At 70.8% G+C, this 21,942-nt stretch carries 21 protein-coding genes; 17 read left to right on the forward strand and 4 right to left on the reverse strand.

Annotated elements, in window-relative coordinates; genetic code table 11:
• Positions 1-370: 370 nt before the first annotated feature.
• From KN815_RS07070 to KN815_RS07080, 3 genes are all read left to right on the forward strand, one after another.
• Positions 371-1,321 (forward strand): heme o synthase, encoded by a 951-nt coding sequence (locus tag KN815_RS07070; protein ID WP_216340885.1) that lies wholly within the window; start codon positions 371-373, stop codon positions 1,319-1,321.
• 24 nt (positions 1,322-1,345) lie between these two features.
• Positions 1,346-1,765 carry a hypothetical protein gene (locus tag KN815_RS07075; RefSeq protein ID WP_216340886.1) on the forward strand — a complete coding sequence of 140 codons (420 nt, stop codon included), beginning with the start codon at positions 1,346-1,348 and terminating at the stop codon, positions 1,763-1,765.
• A gap of 84 nt (positions 1,766-1,849) precedes the next feature.
• Entirely contained in the window at positions 1,850-2,989 is a 1,140-nt protein-coding gene (locus KN815_RS07080; RefSeq protein WP_253208810.1) for an amidohydrolase, read from the forward strand.
• Here the strand turns inward: KN815_RS07080 and KN815_RS07085 are convergent.
• The 3 genes from KN815_RS07085 to KN815_RS07095 all read right to left on the reverse strand — a co-directional run bounded on the left by KN815_RS07085 (position 2,959) and on the right by KN815_RS07095 (position 5,778).
• Positions 2,959-3,951 (reverse strand): COX15/CtaA family protein, encoded by a 993-nt coding sequence (locus KN815_RS07085; protein ID WP_216340887.1) that lies wholly within the window; start codon positions 3,949-3,951, stop codon positions 2,959-2,961. The two genes, KN815_RS07080 and KN815_RS07085, sit on opposite strands and share 31 nt — an antisense overlap.
• Positions 3,952-4,081: 130 nt before the next feature.
• Positions 4,082-4,855, reverse strand: coding sequence for an ABC transporter permease (locus KN815_RS07090; protein WP_216340888.1), 774 nt, complete (start codon positions 4,853-4,855; stop codon positions 4,082-4,084).
• Positions 4,852-5,778 carry an ABC transporter ATP-binding protein gene (locus tag KN815_RS07095; RefSeq protein ID WP_216340889.1) on the reverse strand — a complete coding sequence of 309 codons (927 nt, stop codon included), beginning with the start codon at positions 5,776-5,778 and terminating at the stop codon, positions 4,852-4,854. Before KN815_RS07095 ends, KN815_RS07090 begins: the two co-directional genes overlap by 4 nt.
• 206 nt (positions 5,779-5,984) lie before the next feature.
• Here KN815_RS07095 and KN815_RS07100 point away from each other — a divergent pair, with 206 nt between their 5' ends.
• The 11 genes from KN815_RS07100 (at position 5,985) to dapD (ending at position 14,717) form a co-directional block, all read left to right on the forward strand.
• A complete protein-coding gene (locus KN815_RS07100) occupies positions 5,985-6,785 on the forward strand; it encodes a helix-turn-helix transcriptional regulator (protein ID WP_216340890.1) in 801 nt (266 codons plus the stop codon).
• Positions 6,782-8,203 (forward strand): Fe-S cluster assembly protein SufB, encoded by a 1,422-nt coding sequence (sufB, locus tag KN815_RS07105; RefSeq protein WP_078640802.1) that lies wholly within the window; start codon positions 6,782-6,784, stop codon positions 8,201-8,203. Before KN815_RS07100 ends, sufB begins: the two co-directional genes overlap by 4 nt.
• 93 nt (positions 8,204-8,296) lie before the next feature.
• The gene (gene sufD / locus KN815_RS07110) at positions 8,297-9,466 is read left to right on the forward strand and encodes a Fe-S cluster assembly protein SufD (protein ID WP_216340891.1); all 1,170 of its coding nucleotides are present in this window, start codon (positions 8,297-8,299) and stop codon (positions 9,464-9,466) included.
• Positions 9,463-9,786, forward strand: coding sequence for a bifunctional 3-phenylpropionate/cinnamic acid dioxygenase ferredoxin subunit (locus tag KN815_RS07115; RefSeq protein ID WP_078640800.1), 324 nt, complete (start codon positions 9,463-9,465; stop codon positions 9,784-9,786). Before sufD ends, KN815_RS07115 begins: the two co-directional genes overlap by 4 nt.
• 7 nt (positions 9,787-9,793) lie before the next feature.
• Positions 9,794-10,558, forward strand: coding sequence for a Fe-S cluster assembly ATPase SufC (gene sufC, locus KN815_RS07120; RefSeq protein ID WP_216340892.1), 765 nt, complete (start codon positions 9,794-9,796; stop codon positions 10,556-10,558).
• Positions 10,555-11,811 carry a cysteine desulfurase gene (locus KN815_RS07125; RefSeq protein WP_216340893.1) on the forward strand — a complete coding sequence of 419 codons (1,257 nt, stop codon included), beginning with the start codon at positions 10,555-10,557 and terminating at the stop codon, positions 11,809-11,811. Before sufC ends, KN815_RS07125 begins: the two co-directional genes overlap by 4 nt.
• Before the next feature lie 11 nt (positions 11,812-11,822).
• Positions 11,823-12,287, forward strand: a complete 465-nt coding sequence (gene sufU / locus KN815_RS07130; RefSeq protein ID WP_078640797.1) for a Fe-S cluster assembly sulfur transfer protein SufU — start codon at positions 11,823-11,825, stop codon at positions 12,285-12,287.
• On the forward strand, positions 12,284-12,619 hold the full coding sequence (locus KN815_RS07135) for a metal-sulfur cluster assembly factor (protein ID WP_059144908.1): 336 nt from the start codon (positions 12,284-12,286) through the stop codon (positions 12,617-12,619). The genes sufU and KN815_RS07135 overlap by 4 nt, the downstream gene beginning before the upstream one ends.
• A gap of 115 nt (positions 12,620-12,734) precedes the next feature.
• Positions 12,735-13,055: a DMT family transporter gene (locus tag KN815_RS07140; RefSeq protein ID WP_216340894.1), complete on the forward strand. Its 321-nt coding sequence runs from the start codon at positions 12,735-12,737 to the stop codon at positions 13,053-13,055.
• The gene (locus KN815_RS07145; protein ID WP_216340895.1) at positions 13,055-13,594 is read left to right on the forward strand and encodes a TetR/AcrR family transcriptional regulator; all 540 of its coding nucleotides are present in this window, start codon (positions 13,055-13,057) and stop codon (positions 13,592-13,594) included. Before KN815_RS07140 ends, KN815_RS07145 begins: the two co-directional genes overlap by 1 nt.
• A 133-nt stretch (positions 13,595-13,727) precedes the next feature.
• Positions 13,728-14,717, forward strand: a complete 990-nt coding sequence (gene dapD / locus KN815_RS07150) for a 2,3,4,5-tetrahydropyridine-2,6-dicarboxylate N-succinyltransferase (RefSeq protein ID WP_216340896.1) — start codon at positions 13,728-13,730, stop codon at positions 14,715-14,717.
• 88 nt (positions 14,718-14,805) lie between these two features.
• Here dapD and KN815_RS07155 read toward each other — a convergent pair whose 3' ends face one another.
• The gene (locus KN815_RS07155) at positions 14,806-16,632 is read right to left on the reverse strand and encodes a DUF8508 domain-containing protein (protein ID WP_216340897.1); all 1,827 of its coding nucleotides are present in this window, start codon (positions 16,630-16,632) and stop codon (positions 14,806-14,808) included.
• A 458-nt stretch (positions 16,633-17,090) separates the two neighbouring features.
• Here KN815_RS07155 and KN815_RS07160 point away from each other — a divergent pair, with 458 nt between their 5' ends.
• The 3 genes from KN815_RS07160 to KN815_RS07170 all read left to right on the forward strand — a co-directional run bounded on the left by KN815_RS07160 (position 17,091) and on the right by KN815_RS07170 (position 21,793).
• Positions 17,091-18,641: a hypothetical protein gene (locus tag KN815_RS07160; protein ID WP_216340898.1), complete on the forward strand. Its 1,551-nt coding sequence runs from the start codon at positions 17,091-17,093 to the stop codon at positions 18,639-18,641.
• Between the two features lie 550 nt (positions 18,642-19,191).
• On the forward strand, positions 19,192-20,649 hold the full coding sequence (locus KN815_RS07165) for an alkaline phosphatase PhoX (protein ID WP_216340899.1): 1,458 nt from the start codon (positions 19,192-19,194) through the stop codon (positions 20,647-20,649).
• Positions 20,650-20,713: 64 nt separating this feature from the next.
• The gene (locus tag KN815_RS07170) at positions 20,714-21,793 is read left to right on the forward strand and encodes an LLM class flavin-dependent oxidoreductase (protein WP_216340900.1); all 1,080 of its coding nucleotides are present in this window, start codon (positions 20,714-20,716) and stop codon (positions 21,791-21,793) included.
• Positions 21,794-21,942: the final 149 nt, after the last annotated feature.

A 21,942-nucleotide genomic window follows, 5' to 3' on the forward strand; every position in this document is an offset into this window, starting at 1 on the left:
TCCTCTCCACAATGTCGAAATCCGGTGACCGTATGTGCACCGGCGATGTCGAGCCTACCCCTGGAACAACGGTCATCTTTTCGAGTTCGACTCAACGGGATAAGGAACGAATTCCGAGGTGGCCGCATTCCCTCCGGGGCCCGTCCGGATGGCGTCCCGGACCCTGCGGAAGGCGCCGTTCCGGGCCTTGCCCGGCCCGTCGTCCGCCGGGAGTGGCCGCCTTACGGGCGCCTCGCGGTGCCCCTTCAACACGGGGGACCCCGGCGGCGGGCGGCGTATCCGCTACGTCTAGAGTGGCGTGGTACGCGCAAGTCTTTACCGGCTCTTCATGTCCGGTGCTTGCTGGTTCTTGCTTCCACCAGGGGTGTGCGTGACGGCCGTCGAATCCCGTCCTGCGGGGGTGCTCGAGACGAGCGAAACGAGCTCCGGTCACCGGCCGTTCGGGGCCCGTGTCATGGCGTTCGTGGCGCTGACCAAGCCGCGGATCATCGAGCTGCTGCTGATGACGACGGTGCCGGTCATGTTCCTGGCCGCCCAGGGCGTCCCGGACCTGTGGCTGGTGGTCAAGACCTGCGTCGGCGGTTATCTGTCGGCCGGTGGCGCGGCCGCCTTCAATATGTATTACGACCGGGACATCGACGCGCTGATGGAGCGCACCGCGCAGCGCCCGCTCGTGACCGGCATGGTCTCGCCGCGCGAATGCCTCGTCTTCGCCTTCGCGCTCGCCGCGGTCTCGACGGCCTGGTTCTGGGCGCTGGTCAACCCGCTGTCCGCGATGCTGTCGCTCGGTGCGCTGGTCTTCTACGTCGTCGTCTACACGATGTGGCTCAAGCGGCGCACCTCGCAGAACATCGTGTGGGGCGGCATCGCGGGCTGCATGCCCGTCTTCATCGGCTGGTCGTCGGTGACCAACTCGGTCTCCTGGGCCGCGCTGATCCTCTTCCTCGTCATGTTCTTCTGGACGCCGCCGCACTACTGGCCGCTGTCGATGAAGGTCAAGGAGGACTACGAGCGGGCCAGTGTGCCGATGCTGCCGGTCATCGCGGGCAACAAGGTGGTCGCCAAGCAGATCGTCCTCTATAGCTGGGCGATGGTCATCGTCTCCCTGCTGCTGTGGCCGCTCGGCTACACCGGATGGTTCTACCCGGTGGTCGCGGCCGTGCTGGGCGGGCTGTGGCTGAAGGAGGCGCACGCCCTCCAGGGGCGCGCCAAGGCCGAGATCACGGGCGCGAAGCTCAAGGAGATGCGGCTGTTCCACTGGTCGATCACCTATGTGTCGCTGCTGTTCGTGGCCGTGGCCGTGGACCCCTTCCTGCGATGATTACCGGCGGGTAGCATCGCCGGTATGGCAGACACCACCCAGCCGGAGACACCCGAGAGCGGCGAGTCGGCCGCCCAGCCCTCCGCGCCGGAAGCACCGGCCAAGCCGCCCAAGCCCTCCAAGGACGAGAAGCGGGCCGAGCGGCTCGCCCGCCAGATCACGGCCTTCGCCACCGGCCACGGCGGTAGCGCCGAGGGGCAGATCGCCCACATCGGGCGCGGCTCCGTCCGGATCGCGCTCGTCGGCGCCGATGGCGAATGGGGCGTTCTCGTCGCCCCCTCGCAGGAGAGCGCGCGGCGCGCGGCCGAGATCGCCGGGCTGACCCTCCAGGACGCCTTCGACGGCGAGCTGGCCGCCAAGGTCCGCACCGGTCCGTACGAGTGGGCGCGGATGGCGGGCATCCAGCTCGGCGGACCCGGCAACCCTCCGGCACCCGCCTCGTAGAACGCCTGAGAACGGGTCCGGCGACACCTCGCACCCCTTCCGTCCGTTAAGCCCGTCGATGCCGGAGGGCGAGAGGCGGCGGCGATGCACGAGGCGACGGACTCCCCGAACACCCTGGGCCCGCCGACCGGCCCGGTCCCCCGGGACGGACCGGGCCCGGTGGCGGGAGGACCGATCACGCTGCCGCCGCTGGTCGACCAGCACAGCCACGGCACGGTCGACGGCGAGCTGGGCGTCGGTTCGTTCGAGACCCATCTGGCGGCTGCCGCGGGGTCGGGCGCGGCCCCGGCCGGCACCACCTTCTTCGACAGTTGGACCGGTCTGGCCGTGCGCCGCTGGTGCCCTCCGCTGCTGGGCATGGAGCCCCACTGCGCGCCCGTCAGCTATCTCGCCCGCCGCCGTGAGCTGGGCGCCTACCGCGCCGCGCGGCTGCTGCTGCGCGGCGCCGGTATCGGCACCTTCCTGCTGGAGTCCGGCGCCCGGGAGGACCTCAGCACCGCCGGGGAGCTGGCCGCGACCGCCGACGGCGCGGTCCATGAGGTGGTCCGCCTGGAGCCGCTGGCCGAGCAGGTCGCCGACACCTCCGGCACGGTCGACGCCTTCATCGGCAACACCGCCGAGGCGCTGTACGTGGCGGCCCAGCATGCGACCGCCTTCGCCATGGGGATCGCCTTCTGCGACGAGCTGCCGCCCGATCCGCGCGAGGTCCGGCGCGCCGCCGCCCGCTGGCTCGCGCTCACCGTACGCCCGGCCCCAGGCCGGGCCCCCGACCCCGCGCTCGCCCAGCACCTGCTGTGGAGCGCCGTCGCGACGGGCCTTCCGGTGCAGTTGCACTGCGCCGATCCGCAGTCGCTCGTCGGCTTCCTGCGCGCCACGGCGGGCTTCGGCACCGATCTGGTGCTGCTGCCCGACCGGCCGCACCACCGGCGGGCGGCCCAGCTCGCCGCGGCCTTCCCGCATGTCTACGCGGACGCCGGGCCGCGGCCCGGGGAGACCCTGGGCGAGGCGCCGTTCGGCAAGCTGCTGTTCTCGACGGGCGCGCGGGGGCTGCCCGAGCTGTATGTGACCGCGTCCCGGCTGTTCGGCCAGGCCATGGCCCGGCTCGCGGACGAGTGGGTCGGCGAGGAGATCTGCACCCGGGCCGAGGCCCAGCGGATCGCCGGGCTGGTCGCGGCCGGGACCGCGCGCCGGGTCTACCGGCTGGACGCGGCCGGCTCGGGCTGAACGGTCTCGTGGTCGCCGGTGGGGGCGGGCGCCGGTGCGGCGAGTTCCGGGCGCTCGCGCTGGGCGAAGAACACCCGCAGGACCGCGATCCACACCAGGCAGGAGCCGAACATGTGGAGGCCGACGACGACCTCGGGCAGATGGGTGAAGTACTGGACGTACCCGATCACGCCCTGGAGGAGCAGGACGGCCAGCAGCTCCAGCACCGTCCGCCGGGCGGCGGCCGGTGCCTTGAGCGCCCGCAGGGTGAACCACAGGGCGACAGTGAGGCCCAGCACGATGTAGACGAAGTCCACATGCAACTGGGTGATCTCCTGCCAGTCCAGCGGGATCCGGTGCACCTCCCGGGCGTCCCCCGCGTGCGGACCGGCACCGGTGACCACGGTGCCGATCAGGATCAGCGTGAGGGTCGTACCGACCAGCAGCCCGGTCAGTTGGCGCACCGGCCGGGCGACGAGGTCGCGCGGTGCGCCGTCGCCTTCGCGGGTCCGCTGCCACACCACCATCGCGACCGTGAGCAGCGCGGTGGACAGCAGGAAGTGCGAGCTGACGATGTACGGGTTGAGTCCGGTGAGGACGATGATGCCGCCGATGACGGCGTTGCTCATGATGAGCCAGAACTGAACCCAGCCCAGCCGGGTGACGGATCGGCGCACCGGCGTCCGGGCCCGCGCGGCGATGATCAGCACGCCGACGAATACGCACAGCACATACGTCAGCATGCGGTTGCCGAACTCGATGGCGGTGTGGATGGTCATGTCGGAGGTGGGCGTCAGGCTTCCGGAGGTGCACTTCGGCCAGGTGTCACAGCCCAGTCCGGACTCGGTGAGCCGGACCGCGCCACCGGTTACGACGATGACCACGGCCATCACCACGGTGGCCAGCGCGGCCCGCCGCACAAAGCGCGCGGAGGGCTGCCAGCGCCGGGCGATCAGCTCGAACGGATTCAGCGAATTCGGCACGGGAACATCGTAGGCCGCCGCTTGTGCAGCTTTTCACGAGGGGTAGTGCTTCGGTAAAGCCGCAGCTCGCAGAGGTGTTCGGGCCACTCCCGGCGAAAGCTGCCGCCAGCGGTGGCTACGCCCGCGAAAGCTACTCCCAGCGGAAGAAGCGCGCCGCCGCGCCCAGCCCCAGCACCGCCCACACCGCCAGGATCCCCAGATCCCGCCACGGCATCCCGACCCCGTCCTGGAGGACGTCCCGCAGCCCGCCCGAGAGCGCCGAGATCGGCAGCAGCTCCAGCGCGCCGCGCACCGCGCCCGGGAACTTGTCCAGCGAGACGATCACCCCGCCGGCCACGAGCAGCAGCAGGAAGACCAGGTTGGCGGCGGCCAGGGTCGCCTCGGCCTTCAGGGTGCCCGCCATCAGCAGCCCGAGGCCGGAGAACGCCGCCGTGCCGAGGATCAGCAGCAGCGCCACCGAGAGCGGATCGCCGTGCGGCGACCAGCCCAGCGCCAGCGCGATCGCGGTCAGCAGCACGATCTGGAGCACCTCGGTGACCAGCACCGCGAGGGTCTTGGCGGTCATCAGCCCCCACCGCGGCAGGGGCGAGACGGCGAGCCGCTTGAGCACGCCGTAGCGCCGCTCGAAGCCGGTGGCGATGGCCTGTCCGGTGAACGCCGTGGACAGCACGGCGAGCGCCAGCACGCCGGGCGCGAGGAAGTCCACCGTGCTGCCGTCGGCGCCCGTGTCGACGATGTCGACGGTGCTGAAGAGCACCAGCAGCAGGGACGGGATGACGACGGTCAGCAGCAGTTGCTCGCCGTTGCGCAGCAGCATCCGGGTCTCCAGCGCGGCCTGCGCCCGGATCATCCTCATCAGCGGGGCCGCCCCCGGCTTGGGAAGAAAAGTGCCCGTGGCGGTCACGCTCGCAGCTCCTTACCGGTGAGCTCCAGGAAGACGTCCTCGAGGGTGTGCCGCTCGACCGAGATCCGGTCCGGCAGCACTCCGTTCTGTGCGCACCAGGAGGTGACGGTGGCCAGCATCTGGGGGTTGACCTTGCCGGTCACACGGTACGAGCCGGGGGTCAGCTCGGCGGCCGTGGAGTCGGCGGGCAGCGCCTTGAGGAGCGAGGCCAGGTCGAGTGCGGGTCGGCCGCCGAAGCGCAGGGTGTTCTCGGCGCCGCCCCGGCACAGCTCCTCGGGGGTGCCCCGGGCGATCACCTTGCCGCCGTCGATGATCGCCACATCGTCGGCGAGCTGCTCGGCCTCGTCCATGTAGTGGGTGGTCAGCAGCACAGTGACCCCGTCGTCCCGCAGATCGCGGATGAGGTCCCAGGTGGCGCGGCGGGCCTGTGGGTCGAGTCCGGCGGTCGGCTCGTCGAGGAAGACCAGCTCGGGGCGGCCGACGACGGCCATGGCGAGCGCGAGCCGCTGCTGCTGGCCCCCGGAGAGCCGCCGGTAGGTGGTCCGGCCGCAGGAGGCGAGGCCGAGCCGGTCGATCAGCAGGTCGACGTCGACGGGATGCGCGTGCAGGGAGGCGGTGTGGCGCAGCATCTCTTCTGCCCGCGCGCCGGAATAAACGCCTCCGGACTGGAGCATCACCCCGACCCGGGGGCGCAGTGCGGGGGCGTCCGCGACCGGGTCGAGCCCGAATATCCGGACCGTGCCGGCGTCGGGCCGGCGGTACCCCTCGCAGGTCTCGACGGTGGTGGTCTTGCCGGCTCCGTTGGGGCCGAGAACGGCGGTCACGGCGCCCCGGTCCACGGACAGGTCGAGCCCGTCGACCGCGGTCTTCGGGCCGTACCGCTTGACCAGGCCGACGATGTCGACCGCGGGCTCTTCTCGCATGTCCGGCAGTCTACGAATCGCCGGGCCCGCCGTGGGCGGCAGGGCCGGAAGCCGCGGTGCCCGCCGCCCGGACCCTAAGGCGTCGCCGCAGGTGGAACCGGGGTCCGGGACCCTCTCGGACTTAGGTACACCTAAGTGATGTACCCCACCGGACCTGGAGATCTCCCCGCTTGTGTCTCGCCGGGGAATTACGCAACAATGGCGTTGTGAAATACGCGAGCGAGGCTCCGAACGAACGCGCGGCCGAACTGGCCGCGCGGTCCGGCGCGCCCGCGTCCGCGCCCGAAGAGCAGCACGGCACCCGCAACCGGGTCGCGCGCTCCATCCTCGACCATGGTCCCTCCACCGCGGCGGAGCTCGCCCAGCGGCTGGAGCTGACCCAGGCGGCCGTCCGCCGCCACCTGGACACCCTCGTCGCCGACGGCGTCGTCGAGCCCCGCGAGAAGAGGGTGTACGGGGCGCGGGGGCGCGGCCGCCCGGCCAAGGTCTTCGCGCTCACCGACTGCGGCCGGGACGCCTTCGACCAGGCGTACGACAAGCTCGCGGTCGACGCCCTGCACTGGATCGAGCAGAGCGCCGGAGGCGGCGAGGCGGGCCGCGCCGCGGTCGCCGCGTTCGCCCGCGCCAGGCTCGCCGCCCAGGCGGAGGGGTACCGCGGCTCCGTCGAGGCCGCCGGCCCCGGCCGTCGCACCGAAGCCCTCGCCGACGCGCTCTCCGCGGACGGGTACGCTGCTACGGCGCGCAGCGCGCCGGTCGGCGAACAGCTCTGCCAGCACCACTGCCCGGTCGCCCACGCAGCCGAGCGATATCCGCAACTGTGTGAGGCGGAGACCGAGGTCTTCTCCCAGTTGCTCGGGACTCATGTGCAGCGTCTGGCCACCATCGCCCATGGCGACGGAGTGTGCACGACGTTCATTCCGAAGACCGGCAAGGTCGAGAAGACCGACACCAGTACCACCAAGACCACCACCGCATCTGCCAGCACGGCCGGGAGGAACCCCGAATGACTCTCCCCACGGAGACCGCTCACCCCGAGCTCGAGGGCCTGGGCAACTACGAGTACGGCTGGGCCGACTCCGACGTGGCCGGCGCCTCGGCCAAGCGTGGCCTCTCCGAGGAGGTCGTCCGCGACATCTCGGGGAAGAAGTCCGAGCCGGAGTGGATGCTCAAGCTCCGCCTCAAGGGCCTGAAGCTCTTCGGCAAGAAGCCCATGCCCACCTGGGGCTCGGACCTGTCGGGCATCGACTTCGACAACATCAAGTACTTCGTCCGCTCCACCGAGCAGCAGGCCGCCTCCTGGGACGACCTGCCCGAGGACATCAAGAACACGTACGACAAGCTGGGCATCCCGGAGGCCGAGAAGCAGCGCCTCGTCGCGGGTGTCGCGGCCCAGTACGAGTCCGAGGTCGTCTATCACCAGATCCGTGAGGACCTGGAGGAGCAGGGCGTCATCTTCCTGGACACCGACACGGCGCTCAAGGAGCACCCGGAGCTGTTCCAGGAGTACTTCGGCACCGTGATCCCGGCCGGCGACAACAAGTTCGCCTCGTTGAACACGGCGGTCTGGTCCGGCGGCTCGTTCATCTACGTGCCGAAGGGCGTGCACGTGGAGATCCCGCTCCAGGCGTACTTCCGGATCAACACCGAGAACATGGGCCAGTTCGAGCGGACGCTGATCATCGTCGACGAGGACGCCTACGTCCACTACGTCGAGGGCTGCACCGCGCCGATCTACAAGTCGGACTCGCTGCACTCCGCGGTCGTCGAGATCATCGTCAAGAAGGGCGCCCGCTGCCGCTACACGACCATCCAGAACTGGTCGAACAACGTCTACAACCTGGTCACCAAGCGCGCCGTGGCCTACGAGGGCGCGACCATGGAGTGGGTCGACGGCAACATCGGCTCCAAGGTGACCATGAAGTACCCCGCCGTCTACCTGATGGGTGAGCACGCCAAGGGCGAGACCCTGTCCATCGCCTTCGCGGGCGAGGGCCAGCACCAGGACGCGGGCGCCAAGATGGTCCACATGGCCCCCCGCACCTCGTCGAACATCGTCTCCAAGTCGGTGGCGCGCGGCGGCGGCCGCACCTCCTACCGCGGTCTGATCGAGATCGGCGAGGGCGCCGAGGGCTCCAAGTCCAATGTGCTGTGCGACGCCCTGCTCGTCGACACGATCTCCCGCTCGGACACCTACCCCTATGTGGACGTCCGCGAGGACGACGTGTCCATGGGCCATGAGGCGACCGTCTCCAAGGTCAGCGACGACCAGCTCTTCTACCTGATGAGCCGCGGTCTGTCCGAGGACGAGGCCATGGCGATGATCGTGCGCGGCTTCGTCGAGCCGATCGCGCGCGAGCTGCCCATGGAGTACGCGCTGGAGCTCAACCGGCTGATCGAGCTGCAAATGGAGGGCGCGGTCGGCTGACGCCACCCCCCTTCCGGCCCTGGCGGGGGCACCGTCCTCCGCCCGGGCATCCCGTTCAGGCCCATCAGGCAGAAAGAGAGCAGTACGACAGCCATGGCTGAAACCATCCCGGCCGGATCCACCACGGACGGCGTCATCCAGGTGGGCCAGCCCACCGATGCCCGGGTGAGCGCGCCCGCGTCGTACGACGTGGCCGACTTCCCGGTGCCCCATGGCCGCGAGGAGGACTGGCGGTTCACCCCCCTGGAGCGGCTGCGCGGTCTCCACGACGGCACGGCTGTCGCCGACGGCGGCGTCAAGGTCGAGGTGACCGCCCCCGAGGGCGTCACGGCCCTGACCGTGGGCCGTGACGACGCCCGCCTGGGGAAGGCCGGCAAGCCGGTGGACCGGGTGGCGGCCCAGGCGTACAGCTCCTTCGAGAAGGCGTCGGTCGTCTCGGTGCCCAAGGAGACGGTGCTCACCGAGCCGGTGCGGATCGCCGTGCACGGCGAGGGCGGCACCGCCTTCGGCCACCAGGTGGTCGAGGTCGGCGCCTTCGCCGAGGCGGTCGTGGTCATCGACCACACCGGTGACGCCACGCTCGCCGCCAATGTGGAGTACCTGATCGGCGACGGCGCCAAGCTCACCGTGGTCTCGGTCCAGGACTGGGACGACACCGCGGTCCACGCCGGTCAGCACACCGCGCTGGTCGGCCGGGACGCCACCTTCAAGTCCGTGGTCGTCACCTTCGGCGGCGATCTGGTGCGGCTCCACCCGCGCGTCGTCTACGGCGCCCCGGGCGGTGAGGCCGAGCTGTACGGCGTGTACTTCACCGACAACGGCCAGCACCAGGAGCACCGGCTCTTCATCGACCACGACACCCCCCACTGCCGGAGCAACGTGGCCTACAAGGGCGCGCTCCAGGGCAAGGAGGCGCACGCGGTGTGGATCGGCGATGTGCTGATCCGGGCCGCCGCGGAGGGCACCGACACCTACGAGCTGAACCGGAACCTGGTCCTCACCGACGGCGCCCGGGTCGACTCGGTGCCGAACCTGGAGATCGAGACCGGTGAGATCGTCGGCGCCGGTCACGCGAGCGCGACCGGCCGCTTCGAGGACGAGCAGCTCTTCTATCTCATGGCGCGCGGCATCCCGGCCGACGAGGCCCGCCGTCTGGTGGTCCGCGGCTTCTTCGCCGAGCTGGTCCAGCAGATCGGGATCCCCGACCTGGAGGAGCGGCTCATCGCCAAGATCGAGGCCGAGCTGGAGGCGTCCGTAGGATGACCAACACCTTCGTACGCGCCTGTGCGCTGGACGAACTCGAGGACGACACCCCCAAGCGGGTCGAGCTCGAGGGCGTGCCCGTGGCACTGGTACGCACCGAGGGCGAGGTGTTCGCGGTCAACGACATCTGCTCGCATGCGAACGTCTCGCTGTCCGAGGGCGAGGTGGAGGACTGCCAGATCGAGTGCTGGCTGCACGGCTCCAGCTTCGACCTGCGCACCGGCAAGCCGTCCGGCCTTCCCGCCACGCGCCCCGTCCCCGTATACCCCGTAAAGATCGAAGGGGACGATGTGCTCGTCTCCGTCACCCAGGAGTCCTGAGGCACCCATGGCCACGCTTGAGATCCACGACCTGCACGTTTCCGTCGACGCCGAGGGCGGTCCCCGCGAGATCCTGCGCGGTGTCGACCTGACCGTGAAGCAGGGCGAGACGCACGCCATCATGGGCCCCAACGGCTCCGGCAAGTCCACCCTCGCCTACTCGCTCGCCGGGCACCCGAAGTACACGGTCACCGGCGGCACCGTGACGCTGGACGGCGAGGACGTGCTCGCGATGTCCGTCGACGAGCGCGCCCGCGCCGGTGTCTTCCTCGCCATGCAGTACCCGGTCGAGGTGCCCGGCGTCTCCGTCTCCAACTTCCTGCGCACCTCCGCGACCGCGATCCGCGGCGAGGCGCCCAAGCTGCGCACCTGGGTGAAGGAGGTCAAGGAGGCCATGGAGCGCCTCCACATCGACCCGTCCTTCGCCGAGCGGAATGTGAACGAGGGCTTCTCCGGCGGTGAGAAGAAGCGCCACGAGATCCTCCAGCTCGAGCTGCTGAAGCCGGCCATCGCGGTCCTCGACGAGACCGACTCCGGCCTCGACGTGGACGCACTGCGGGTGGTCTCCGAGGGCGTCAACCGGGTCCGTGAGTCCGGCCAGGTCGGCACCCTGCTGATCACCCACTACACCCGCATCCTGCGGTACATCAAGCCCGACCACGTCCACGTCTTCGCGGCGGGCCGGATCGCCGAGTCCGGCGGCCCGGAGCTGGCCGACAAGCTGGAAGAAGAGGGCTACGAGGCGTATGTGAAGGGAGGCGCGTCCGAGTGACACAGTTGCCGGGCCTCCTCGACACCGAGGCGATCCGCAAGGACTTCCCGATCCTGGACCGTGTCGTCCATGACGGCAAGAAGCTCGTCTACCTGGACAACGCGGCGACATCGCAGAAGCCGCGCCAGGTGCTGGACGTGCTCAACGACTACTACGAGCGCTCCAACGCCAATGTGCACCGCGGCGTCCATATGCTCGCCGAGGAGGCCACGGAGCTGTACGAGGGCGCCCGCGACAAGGTCGCCGCCTTCATCAACGCTCCCAGCCGCGACGAGGTGATCTTCACCAAGAACGCGTCGGAGTCGTTGAACCTGGTCGCCAACATGCTCGGCTGGGCGGATGAGCCCTACCGGGTGGACCAGGACACCGAGATCGTCATCACCGAGATGGAGCACCACTCCAACATCGTTCCGTGGCAACTGCTCTCGCAGCGCACCGGTGCGAAGCTGAAGTGGTTCGGCCTGACCGAGGACGGCCGGCTCGATCTGTCGGAGATAGAGCAGGTCATCACCGAGAAGACCAAGGTCGTCTCGTTCGTGCTGGTCTCCAACATCCTCGGCACGGTCAACCCGGTCGAGGCGATCGTCCGCCGCGCCCAGGACGTCGGCGCCCTCGTGGTGATCGACGCCTCCCAGGCCGCCCCGCACATGTTGCTGGACGTGCAGGCGCTCCAGGCCGACTTCGTGGCCTTCACCGGCCACAAGATGTGCGGCCCGACCGGCATCGGTGTGCTGTGGGGCCGCCAGGAGCTGCTGGAGGATCTGCCTCCGTTCCTCGGCGGCGGCGAGATGATCGAGACCGTCTCGATGCACTCGTCCACCTACGCCCCGGCGCCGCACAAGTTCGAGGCCGGTACGCCCCCGATCGCCCAGGCCGTCGGCCTCGGCGCGGCCGTGGACTACCTCACCGCGATCGGCATGGACAACATCACCCGCCATGAGCACGCCCTTACGCACTATGCGGTCGGCAGGCTCCTGGAGGTGCCGGACCTGCGCATCATCGGCCCCACCACGGCCGAGGAGCGCGGCGCCACGATCTCCTTCACGCTCGGCGACATCCACCCCCACGACGTGGGCCAGGTGCTCGACGAGCAGGGGATCGCGGTCCGGGTCGGCCATCACTGCGCCCGCCCCGTATGCCTGCGCTATGGAATTCCGGCGACCACCCGAGCGTCGTTCTATCTGTACTCCACTCCGGCCGAGGTCGACGCCTTGGTGGAGGGCCTGGAGCACGTACGGAACTTCTTCGGGTAGGGGCGTGCCGCGTGAAGCTGGATTCGATGTACCAGGACGTGATCCTGGACCACTACAAGAACCCCCATGGACGGGGCCTGAGGGACGGCGACGCAGAGGTACACCATGTCAATCCGACCTGCGGTGACGAGATCACGCTGCGGGTTCGGCTTGACGGCGACACCATCGAGGACGTGAGCTACGAGGGCCAGGGCTGTTCCATCAGCCAGGCCAGCGCCTCCGTGCTCAATGAGCTGCTGGTGGGCAAGGAACTGGCCGAGGCCCGCAGGATCCAGGAGACCTTCCTGCACCTGATGCAGTCCAAGGGCAAGGCCGAGCCGGACGACGCCATGGAGGAGGTGCTGGAGGACGCGATCGCGTTCGCCGGCGTCTCCAAGTACCCGGCCCGGGTGAAATGCGCCCTCCTGAGCTGGATGGCGTGGAAGGACGCCACGGCACAGGCACTGGGTGAGACCGCCGGAGGGAAGACCGCATGAGTGACAACGTGACCACCACCAAGCCCGCCAGCGAGGAAGAGGTCCGCGAGGCCCTGTACGACGTCGTGGACCCCGAGCTGGGCATCGACGTGGTCAACCTCGGGCTGATCTACGGCATTCATATCGACGACGCCAACATCGCGACGATCGACATGACGCTCACCTCGGCGGCCTGTCCGCTGACCGATGTCATCGAGGACCAGGCCAAGTCCGCGACCGACGGCATCGTCAACGAGCTCCGGATCAACTGGGTCTGGATGCCGCCGTGGGGCCCGGACAAGATCACCGACGATGGGCGTGAGCAGTTGCGCGCCCTCGGCTTCAACGTCTGACGGCTCGCCTCCCGGGCTCCGTGAGCGGCCCCCGCGCTTCGGCGCGGGGGCCGTTCGCATGTTCCGGGCCCGTCTTTATGTACGGCCGTACGCATCGCTGTGTACACTCGTACGCATGGGATATGTGACGCTCTCCGGGGCCATCCTGGCCGAGATCCTGGCGACCACCTCGATGAAGTACAGCGAAGGCTTCAGCAAGCTGTGGCCCTCGCTGGCCACCGGAGCGGGCTATCTGCTGTCCTTCGTGCTGCTCGCGCACACGCTCAAGACCATCTCCGTCAGCACCGCCTACGCCATATGGGCCGGGGCCGGGACCGCCGTCATCGCCGCGATCGGCATGCTCTTCCTGGGGGAGGCGATGACAACCGCCAAGGTGCTCGGCGTGCTGCTGGTCATCGCCGGAGTGGTGGTGCTCAATCTGAACGGCGCCCACTGATGGGCCGCCGCTACGACCCCGAGCGGCGGCAGCGGATCATCGACGCCGCGATCGCGGTGGTGGGGGAGCATGGCATCGGGGCGCTCAGCCATCGGTCCGTGGCGGCCGCGGCGGATGTGCCGCTCGGATCGACCACGTACCACTTCGCGACCCTCGACGATCTGCTGGTCGCCGCCCTGGAGCAGCTCAGCGCCGAGTGGGTGGCCGACATGGAGCACTGGGAGCGCGATACGGCCTCCGAGATGCCGCTCGCGGACGCGATGGCCGGCCTGATGGAGCGGCTGCTGGAGCGGGACCGGAAGCGGCTGGAGCTGGAGTACGAGCTGTATGTCGCCGCCCTGCGCCGCACCCCGGTGCGGCCGATCGTCTCCGCGTACCTCGATGACACGGCCGCCCAGGTCGTCCGCCGCACCGGCGACCTCGGCGCCGCGCGGGCGACGGTGGCGCTGTTCGACGGGCTGCTGTTGCAGTTGCTGCTGACCGGCCGCCCGTTCGACCGGGACGAGGCGCGGGCGGCGTTCGAGCGGGTGACCGGCTGAGAGATCTCGGCGACGGGTCGCTGAGGCGGGTCGCCGAGACGGTGCGCTGTGACGGGTGGCCGAGGTGGGTCTCGGAGATCGGTCGCTGAGACCGGTTCGCCTCCCGGCCCCGCCTCCGGTTAGCGTTCTGACCATGACCGATGCATCCACCACCGCCCCCACCGGCGCCGTCGCCGCCGGTCTCGCCACCCTCACCGAGGACGGCACCGTTCTGGACACCTGGTTCCCGGCCCCCGAACTGGCCGCCACACCCGCCCCGGCCGGGACCGAGCGGCTCGACGCCGAGCGGACCGCGCAGCTTCTGGGCGAGGCCGCTCTCAAGGCGGTCGGGCCGGACCCCCGGCGCGGCGTCGAGGTCGTCGCCGTCCGCACGGTCATCGCCTCGCTGGACGAGAAGCCGCTGGACGCGCACGATGTCTATCTGCGGCTGCATCTGCTCAGCCACCGGCTGGTCAAGCCGCACGGCCTGAGCCTGGACGGCCAGTTCGGCCTGCTCGCCAACGTCGCCTGGACCTCGCTCGGCCCCGTCGCCGCCGACCAGGTGGAGCGGGCCCGGCTCGCCGCCCGCGCCGAGGGGCTGCACCTGGCGGTGACCAGTGTCGACAAGTTCCCCCGGATGACCGACTACGTCGTCCCCGCCGGCGTCCGCATCGGCGACGCCGACCGGGTCCGCCTGGGCGCGCATCTCGCCCCCGGGACCACGGTCATGCACGAGGGCTTCGTCAACTTCAACGCGGGCACGCTGGGCACCTCCATGGTCGAGGGCCGGATCAGCGCGGGCGTCGTGGTCGGCGACGGCTCCGACATCGGCGGCGGCGCCTCGATCATGGGCACCCTCTCCGGCGGCGGCAAGCAGACGATCACCATCGGCGAGCGCTGCCTGCTCGGCGCCGAGGCTGGCCTGGGCATCCCGCTCGGCGACGACTGCATCGTCGAGGCGGGGCTGTATGTGACGGCGGGCACCCGCGTCACCCTCCCGGACGGCAAGATCGCCAAGGCCCTGGAGCTGTCCGGCGCCGACAACCTCCTCTTCCGCCGCAACTCCATCACCGGTGCGGTCGAGGCGCTGCCCCGCACCGGTTCCTGGGGCGGGCTGAACGAGGCGCTGCACAGCCACAACTGAGGTTGGGCGCGCGGGGTTTCGTCGCCGGGTGCGGGCCGGTAGTCCCCGGGGGTGCGGGGGCAGCCCCCCGCACCCCCGGAAGCGTGCCTCAGGGGCGCACCCGCACCACCTGCGGGTCGTGGTCGCTGGACTGGTCCGCGAACTCGGCGTTGATGTGCACGATGTCGTAGTCGGCACGGCGCAGCGCGCTGCTGGTCAGGATGTGGTCCAGCACCTGCGAATTGCCGTTGTAGACATAGCCGTAGCGCTCGTCCTTCGGCAGCCGGGTCACCAGGTCCGTCAGCACTCCGCCCTTGGTGAGGTCGGCGAGCGCGGGCGAGAACTGGTAGTCGTTGAGGTCGCCCGCGACGACCACGGCCGCCTTCGGGTCGGCGTTCAGCAGCGCCTTGACGAAGGTGTTGACGGTCTTGGCCTGGCCGGTGCGCTGGGTCTCCGAGGAGCGGGCCGGGGGCTGGAAGCGGCTGTCCAGGCCCTGGTCGCCGCCCTTGGAGTTGAAGTGGTTGGCGACCACGAACACCGGGCGGCCCCGGAAGGAGAACTGCCCGACCAGCGGCTTGCGGCTGTCCTTCCAGACGCCGTTCGCCGGGTCGATACGGCCGGGAGAGGCCGACAGCGTGGCCTTGCCGCCCTTCTTCTCGACCGTCACCGGGGTGGTGGAGTCGCCGCCGGGGATGTCGGTGAAGGAGACCCGCTCCGGGTTGTAGAGGAACGCCACGCGGATGTTGCCGCCCGGCTGGCCGCCGTCCTGGTCGTCAACCGGGTTGATCTGGCGCCACTCGTACGAGGGGCCGCCCGCCGCCTTGATCGCGTCGGTGAGCTTCGTCAGCGTGGCGTCGGCGCCCACCACCGAGTCGTTCGTGGCGCCGTTGTCGTCCTGGACCTCCTCCAGCGCGACGATGTCCGGCGAGGCGAGGTGCTCCACCAGCCCGGTGGCCAGCCGGTCGAACTTCGACTGGGCGGTCTTGGGGGAGAGGTTCTCCACGTTGTAGGTGGCGATGGAGAGTTCGTCCGCCTTCTGCTTGCGGGTGCTCTCGCGCTTCGGGCCGTGGTCGGCCAGGTCGCCCATGGTGGTGGCGGCGAGCGTGTAGCCGCCGAAGTTGTCGTAGTCCAGCGGCCCGGCCGTGGTGCCGGTCATCGCGTCGCCGACGTCCGCGACGGGGAAGGGGTGCTCGGCGTAGGGGAGGAGGGAGACCACCTTCACCCGGCCCGCGTTGGGGTCGCGGTACGAGCTGTAGAGGGCGCCGCCGCGCTCGGTCCGCTCGTGGTGGGGCTCGGCGGTGACCCACAGCTCCTTGTAGGTGTTGGTCGCGCCGACCACGGGCGCGTTCTCGACCGAGACCCGCATGCCCTCCAGGGACTCGTAGCGGTCCAGGGCGTACGAGCGCGGGCGCAGCGTCAGCCCCTCGATGGAGTCGCCGCCCGCGTCCGGGGCGTAGCGGTCGGGGATGGTGGCGGGGTCGAGCCGGTATGCGGCGGGCAGGGCGTTGCCGGAGGACTTGACCGTCCAGGTCGCCTTGGAGATCTCGGTGAGCGACTGGAGACCGGCGTCCTTGCCGCCCGGGTAGTACTCGGACACCGTCCCGGAGACCAGGACCGAGTCGCCCACGGCGACCGAGGGCGTGGTGGATCCGGTGAAGACGAAGATCGCCTCGCTGGTGGCCGCGTCCCGGTCGGGCTCGGTGTCCTGGATCCAGAAGCCGCGCGACGAGCCGAAGGCACGTATCGCGGTGACCGTGCCGGGGACCTCGGTCACCTGCTGTCCGGCGAGCGGGGATATCCGGGTGCTGCCCTGGATGTCATGGATGCGGATCTCGGCGGCGGAGGCCGACGAGGGCACGGCGAGCAGCCCGGCCGCGAGGGCGGAGGCGGCGACGGCGGTGACGGCGACGGGTCCGCGCGGTGCGCGAAGGGACATGGTGGTGGCCTCCGGAAGGAGTGAACGGCGAGGCGATCGCCTCTACGCGCGTCAATCTCTTTCCTGGGCGGCGAAGTTGTCAAGACAGGACGGGTGGCTTGCGGATGGCGGGAGCGGGGCGCGGACATGAACCGGGCGGCGCCGTTACGCCCCCTCACCCCGGCCGGTTTCCGGAGCCCCCTGGCCGAATTCACCGCTTGCCGCGGTGCGGGATCGGGCGCGGGACCACATCGGGACGAAGTGCCGTCCCGTTCCGTCTACGCTGGGGTCCGGGCCGTGCCGTGGCGCCCGTGCCCGTACACCCGCATATCCGTACCCCCATGGCTCCACAGCGGGGTCCTGGGACCCGTAGCCTCATAGCTCCATGGTCCCCGCACAGCTTCATAGCCCCACAGTCCTATAGCCCTTATAGCCCCACAGCCCCGCGACTTCCGCGCCCCGAGGAGTGACGTCCGCCCATGCCAGAAGAGCGCCCCACCATGCCGCCCGTGCGGCTTCGCACCGACGCGGAACTCGCGCGGGACGCACTCGCCGCGCCGCTCCTCGCCCGCGCGGTCCGGCTCGCCCGATGGGCCGAGCCGGGGAAGCCGGTGGCGTCGGGCGGGGTGCTGCCGGAGGGCGAGCTGCGGGCGGCGATCGAGCTGCTGGGGCTCGCGGGGGACGAGGACGGGCCCGAGCACACGGCACAGGCGTGGCAGCTCGCCGTCGACACCGGGCTGGTCGAGATCGACGAGTCCGAGGAGGCGTCGGGCGCCGAGGCGGCTACTGGAGCCGAGGCGGCTACGCGAGCCGACGGCGAGGGCGACTGGGCAGACGGCGAGGCGCCGCTCGGGGACGAGTTCTCGGCCCTCGCGATCAGCGGCGAGGAGCTGCGGCTGATCACCGAGGGCGGCCCCCGCGACATCCTGGACATCTGGCTCGACGGCTTCGAGACGGTGCTGGCCGACGCCGCCGCCCCCGATCTGGGCGATATCGCCGCCCAGATCAGCGAGGGCGGTGAGCTCGACCTCGACGCGATCGACTGGAACCCGGAGGAGGAAGCCGAGTTCCTGGACGGGGTGCTGGGCAACCTCTATCTGCTCACCGCCCTGGACGAGGAGGCCGCCGCGGCCTCCGTACCGCTGCCCGCGCTGGCCGCCTCCATGATCGTCCCCGAGGACATGGACGAGCCCACCGACGACATCCTCGAAGAGGTCTCCGAGGCGATGGTGCGGCTGGACGACCAGTTCCGGCTGCTCGCCCCGACCGGCCTGATCGACTACCAGCCGGTGGACGAGGCGCTGATCCAGGAGGTCGACGGTGAGGGCCGGATCCAGGAGCCCGAGACGGCCGAGGAACTGGAGGACGAGGACGTCTCCCGCTACGGCATGGTGCGGCTCACCCCGCTCGGTGTCTACGCCGTACGCGCCCGCATGATCGAGGCGGGCATCGACGCCCCGGCCGTCGGCGACCTGGCCGACAAGGGCGCCGACATCCTGCTGGACGCCCTCCCCAGCCACCCCGAGCCCGCCGCCCAGGCCGAGGCCGAGCAGTGGCTGGCCCGCCGTACGCCCGAGGAGGCCGCCCGCGAACTGCTGGCCGCCGCCCGCGGCGACGACGAGGGCGCACCGCTGCGCCGCCTCACCTGCCAGCAGACCCTCTCCCTGGTCGGAACCGAGGCCGAGCCCGCGCTCCGCGAGGTGCTCGACGACCGCCACCTGGGCGGACTGGCCCGGGTCTGGCTGGCCGAGCACGGGGTGACGGGCGTCCCGGAGCCGTCGGAGGCGATGGTCTTCTGGCTGACCGTCGACACCCTCGCCGCCCAGCTCGCCACCGAGGGCGACTCGGCGGAGCTGCGAGATCTGGTACGCGGCCTGGTCGACCAGTCCGGGAGCTTCTTCGACTCGGCCTGGCGAGTGGACCACCCGGCGACCGCGGAGGTCCTGGAGGCGATGGGCCGCCTCCACCCGGACAAGCAGGCCGCCAAGGAGGCCCGCAAGGCGGCCTTCAAGGCCCGCTCAAGGGCATAGCGGTCGCACCACGCCCGCGCCGCGGGGGTCGCACCACGCCCGCGGCGCGGGTTCGCTGCGGCCCGGGCCGACCCCGTGGCGTCTTCCCGGAACGCCCGCCCGACCCGGTGCCGATATCCGCACCGGGCCGGGCCGCTCGCGACGGGTCTGTTCCCCTCCCCGCCCCTTCCCGATACCAGGGGCTCCGCCCCTGGACCCCGGTCCGGGGCAGAGCCCTGCCACGCAGCGGAGCCGCACATCGGTGCCGCGGGACGGCCCAGGGGACCTGCCCGACCGCGCCCGTCACCATGGCTTCGCCCCGGACCGCGGGGTCTGGGGCGAAGCCCCAGTTTCGGGAAGGGGCGGGGAGGGGAACAGACCGCCGGGCGGCGCCCCCCGGCCGCGCGGCCGGAAAGTTGCGCGCTGCCCAGAGCCGTATCGGCCCACGCTCCGTATAAGGGGTCGGCGGGCATTCGTCCCTTGATGTCGCGCTCCGTTCAACTGATGTTCGGGCGGGGACGGGAACGTATGGCCGCAGTCGGAGGACACCATCCTGCGTTCAGGAGAAGACATGTCGCTCAGCCGAAGAGACTTCGCGAAGCGTTCCGCGTACACCGGGGCCGGGGTTGCCCTGGTCGGTAGCGCGGGGGTGCTCGCCACCGCCCCCGGCGCGCTCGCCGCTGAGGCGACCGACGCGGGCGCCGCGGGCGTCGCGGACAACCATGGCCACGGCGGCGCGTCGCTCGGCTACGGTCCGCTCGTCGAGGACCCCAAGGGCATCCTCGCGCTGCCCAAGGGGTTCCGCTACAAGATCATCACCCGCACCGGTGAGACGAAGCTGGAGTCCGGCGAGTCCACCCCGTCCAACCACGACGGCACCGCCACCTTCGAGGGCTCGCGCGGTGCGACGCTGCTGGTCAACAATCACGAGCTGGCCGGTCCCCGCAGCAACTGGCCGCACCCGGTCCCGCTGATCGAGGGGCTGGTCTACGACCCGGCGGCCTCCGGCGGCTGCACCGTCGTCGAGGTCTCCAAGCACGGCGACCATGTCACCGAGTGGGTCGGCATCGCGGGCACCGCGACCAACTGCGCCGGTGGCCGCACCCCCTGGGGCACCTGGCTGACCTGCGAGGAGACCGAGGACAAGGCCGGCCAGAACGGCATGACCAAGGACCACGGCTACGTCTTCGAGGTCGACCCGCACGACCGTAAGGCCAACCGCGACCCGAAGCCGATCAAGGCCCTGGGCCGGTACGCCCACGAGGCCGTCGTCGTGGACCCCAAGCGCGGCCACCTCTACCTAACCGAGGACGCCTCCGGCCCGAACGGGCTCCTCTACCGCTGGGTGCCGCCGCACGGCTTCGAGCACGGCCGCGGCAAGCTCGGCCAGCTCAAGGACGACGCGGGCGTGCTCCAGGCGCCCAAGTGCTACGACTCGGGCGGCAACTTCGTGGACGACCTGTCCCGCGCCACCAAGACCGGGACGGTCTACGGCGTGGACTGGGAGACGGTGCCGGACCGCGACGCGAAGTCCGTGTCGGTGCGCAAGCAGTTCAAGGACGGCGAGATCACCCGGGCGCGCAAGCTCGAGGGCATGTGGTGGGCCGACGGCGGCGCGTACATCGTCTCCTCGTTCGCCCGTAAGGAGAGCCCGGTCCAGCACGACGGCCAGGTCTGGTTCTACGACCCCAAGCGCCGCACCCTCACCCTCAAGGTGCTGCTCGGCGTCAACCCCGACCCGTCGAAGGACGGCGCCTTCGACGGCCCGGACAACATCACCGTCTCGCCGTACGGCGGTCTGGTCATCGCCGAGGACGGCGAGGGCATCCAGCACCTCTTCGGCGCCACCGAGGACGGCCGGACGTACCCGATCGCGCGCAACGACCTGAACATCGGCACGGCGGAGGAGCCGGAGTTCAGCGAGTTCACCGGCGTGGTCTTCTCGCCCGACGGATCGACGCTGTTCGCCAACATCCAGGTGCCGGGCATCATGCTCGCGATCACCGGTCCCTGGCGCCGCCAGCGCTGACGTAGGTGCGTCGAGTCGAAAGGCCGGGGGAATCCTCCCGGCCGGGAAACGCGTTGACGTGAGGGTGACCTCACGTCTGCGCACCACCCCCTTCTCCATCCTGGACCGCTCCCGCACCCGCCAGGGCCGGGAGCGGTCGCAGGCGCTGCGCGACACCGTACGGTTCGCCCAGCAGGCCGAGGACCTCGGCTACCACCGCTTCTGGGTCTCCGAGCACCACAGCGTGCCCGGCGTCGCCGGTTCGGCGCCCACGGTGCTGGCGTCCGCCGTCGCGGCGGCGACGGTCCGCATCCGGGTGGGCACGGGCGGCGTGATGCTGCCGAACCACCGCCCGCTGGTCGTGGCGGAGCAGTTCGGGGTGCTCGAATCCCTCTTCCCGGGCCGGATCGACATGGGCCTGGGCCGCTCCGTCGGCTTCACCGACGGCATCCGCCGCGCCCTGGGCACCGAGAAGGACGCCGCGCAGGACTTCGGTGCCCAACTGGACGAGCTGCTCGGCTGGTTCACCGGCGAGCAGGACGCCTACCCCCAGGTGCACGCCCATCCGGCGGAGGGGCTGCGGCCGCCCGTCTTCGTCCTGGCCACCGGCGCGGGCGCGGATCTGGCGGCGCGGGCCGGGCTGTCCCTGGTGATCGGCGATCTGCGGGGCCGGGACGAGATGCTGCGCGCCATCGACCGCTACCGCGCGGGCTTCCGCCCCTCGGCGTGGTCCTCCGCCCCCTACGTCGTCGTCTCGGGCAATGTCGCGGTCGCCGGCACGGCGGCGGAGGCCCGCCGGCTGCTGCTCCCCGAGGCATGGGCGATGGCCTACTCCCGCACCCACGGCGCCTTCCCGCCGCTGGCCCCGGCTTCGGAGATCGAGGCCCGGGAGATGACCGAGAAGGAGCGCGGCTTCTACGAGCGGGGCCTGCGCGGCCAGTTGTACGGCACCGAGGACGAGGTCGCCGCCGCGCTCGACGAGCTGATCGAGCGCAGCGACGCCGACGAGGTGCTGGTCACGACGAGCACCTACGACCGCGAGGCCCTGCTGGACTCCTACCGCCGCCTGGCCCGCGCGGCGGGGCTGCCGGGCGGCCTCGCCCCCCGCTCCGTCACCGGGTTCGCGCATGCCGAGCCATCGGCATGGGCCGGGCATCCGCAGTGACGCGGAAGCGCCCGCGCCGCGTCGGCCTCCGCCCGGCTCAGTCCCCCATGACGGGCTTCGTACTCGGCGGTCAGCTCGGCAAGACGGTCCCGCTCGACCTGCCGCCGCGCGGCCTGGTGGCAATCGGCGCCCGTCAGTTCGTTTGGGCT

The organism is Streptomyces niphimycinicus, from assembly GCF_018883605.1.
In the GTDB taxonomy this organism is placed as follows: Bacteria; Actinomycetota; Actinomycetes; order Streptomycetales; family Streptomycetaceae; genus Streptomyces; species Streptomyces niphimycinicus.